This window comes from Nodosilinea sp. LEGE 07088 (genome assembly GCF_015207395.1).
GTDB lineage: Bacteria > Cyanobacteriota > Cyanobacteriia > Phormidesmidales > Phormidesmidaceae > Nodosilinea.
The window spans coordinates 1-1,034 of record NZ_JADEWX010000395.1 but is presented as its reverse complement, the minus strand read 5'-3'; the positions used below and the strand labels follow the sequence as shown (position 1 = coordinate 1,034).

The 1,034-nt window shown below is 59.9% G+C and carries 1 protein-coding gene; it reads right to left on the bottom strand.

All coding sequences use genetic code 11. From position 1 onward, the window contains the following. Positions 1-1,034 (bottom strand): photosystem II D2 protein (photosystem q(a) protein) (psbD, locus tag IQ254_RS31230; RefSeq protein ID WP_193970016.1); only part of this gene is annotated, 1,034 nt, incomplete at both ends.

Genomic DNA, 1,034 nt, shown 5'->3' with positions numbered 1-1,034 from the left:
ACCTCTTCGGGGAATACAAACTTCTCATGGGGCTGGTCGGTCGGGGCCATCCAGGCCCGAATGCCTTCATTCAACAAGATGTTCTTGGTGTAGAAGGTCTCAAACTCAGGGTCTTCTGCCGCCCGAATCTCCTGGGACACAAAGTCGTAGGCCCGCAGGTTTAACCCCAGACCCACCACGCCAACCGCGCTCATCCACAGCCCCGTCACGGGCACAAACAGCATAAAGAAGTGCAGCCAGCGCTTGTTCGAGAACGCAATCCCGAAAATCTGAGACCAGAAGCGGTTCGCCGTCACCATCGAATAGGTCTCTTCAGCCTGGGTCGGCTCGAAAGCCCGGAAGGTGTTGGCGTTCTCACCGTCTTTGAACAGGGTGTTCTCAACGGTGGCACCGTGGATGGCGCACAGCAGCGCACCACCCAGCACACCGGCCACGCCCATCATGTGGAAGGGGTTCAGGGTCCAGTTGTGGAAGCCCTGGAAGAACAGCAGAAAACGGAAAATCGCCGCTACGCCAAAGCTGGGGGCAAAAAACCAGCTCGACTGCCCCAAGGGGTACATCAGAAAGACGCTGACGAATACCGCAATCGGGGCCGAAAAGGCGATGGCGTTGTAGGGCCGCAGGCCGACCAGACGGGCCACTTCAAACTGACGCAGCATGAAGCCAATCAGGCCGAAGGCACCGTGGAGCGCCACAAAGGCCCACAGACCGCCCAGTTGGCACCAGCGCACAAAGTCGCCTTGGGCCTCTGGGCCCCACAGCAGCAGCAGCGAGTGCCCCAGGCTGTTGGCCGGGGTGGAAACGGCGACGGTTAAAAAGTTGGCACCTTCGAGGTACGACGACGCCAGGCCGTGGGTGTACCACGAGGTGACAAAGGTGGTACCGGTGAGCCAGCCCCCCACCGCCATGAAGGCGCAGGGAAACAGCAAAATGCCGGACCAGCCGATAAAGACAAAGCGATCGCGCTTGAGCCAGTCGTCGAGAATGTCAAACCATCCTCGCTGGGCTGGCGCGCGTCCCATTGCTATGGTCAT